Annotated in this window: 1 protein-coding gene; it reads left to right on the top strand. The window is 77.9% G+C overall.

Annotated features, from left to right (window positions below):
• Window positions 1–37 precede the first annotated feature (37 nt).
• Window positions 38–952 carry a DNA-3-methyladenine glycosylase family protein gene (locus ACSNOK_RS33240; RefSeq protein ID WP_436784506.1) on the top strand — a complete coding sequence of 305 codons (915 nt, stop codon included), beginning with the start codon at window positions 38–40 and terminating at the stop codon, window positions 950–952.
• Window positions 953–986 lie beyond the last annotated feature (34 nt).

Raw genomic sequence — 986 nt, 5'->3', positions numbered from 1 at the left:
CCCGCGTCCTCCCCGGCCCCGGCGTTACCCTGGCCGGATGGCCACCCGTACCTGGGCCCCGCCGGGCCCCCTCGACCTGGGACGCACCCTCGGCGTCCTGGCGCGCGGCCCCGGCGACCCCGCGTACCGCGTGGCGCCGGACGGCGCGGTCTGGCGGGCCAGCCGCACCCCGGAGGGCCCGGGCACCGTCCGGATCGCCGCGCGAGGCGGCGAGGTACACGCCGAAGCGTGGGGCCCGGGCGCGGACTGGCTCCTGGACACCCTCCCCGCCCTCCTCGGCGCGGACGACGACCCCGCCGCGTTCACCCCGCGCCACCGCCTCCTGCACGAGGCACACCGCCGCCACCCCGGCCTGCGGCTGGCCCGGACCGGGCTGGTGCTGGAGTCGCTGATCCCCTCGATCCTGGAGCAGAAGGTCACCAGCGACGAGGCGTACCGCGCCTGGCGGCTGCTCCTCCAGCGGCACGGCGAACCCGCCCCCGGCCCGGCGGACGGCCCGGCCGGCCGGATGCGCGTCATGCCCGACGCGCGCGCCTGGGCGCTGCTGCCGTCCTGGGAATGGCACCGGGCCGGCGTCGACGGAAAGCGTTCGGCGACGGTCGTCCGCGCGGCCCGCGTGGCCGCCCGCCTCGAAGAGGCCGCGGCGATGGACGACGAGCGGGCCGCCACGCGGCTCCAGGCCGTGCCCGGCATCGGACCCTGGACGGCGGCGGAGACCCTCCAGCGCAGCAACGGCGCTCCCGACGCGGTGACCGTCGGCGACCTCCACCTGCCCAAGACGATCGGGTACGCGCTCACGGGGATCCGTGGCACGGATGACGCCGGAATGCTCGAACTCCTCGCCCCGTACGCCGGCCAGCGGCACCGGGCCTGCCGCCTCGTGCTCCTCACCGGCGTCCGCCCGGAGCGCCGGGCACCGCGCTTCTCGGTGAACGACATCAGGCACCTCTAGCCCGCCCGACCCAGCCCGTCCGGCGCTTGAGGAC

It is taken from the genome of Streptomyces sp. URMC 126 (genome assembly GCF_051386555.1).
Taxonomy (GTDB): domain Bacteria; phylum Actinomycetota; class Actinomycetes; order Streptomycetales; family Streptomycetaceae; genus Streptomyces.
Note: the sequence above shows the minus strand (reverse complement) of the source record. Positions and strands in the feature narration are given on the sequence as shown.

Bases quoted from the DNA above. Each gene is read 5' to 3' on its own strand.
- ACSNOK_RS33240 (WP_436784506.1), top strand. From the start codon at position 38: ATGGCCACCCGTACCTGGGCCCCGCCGGGCCCCCTCGACCTGGGACGC.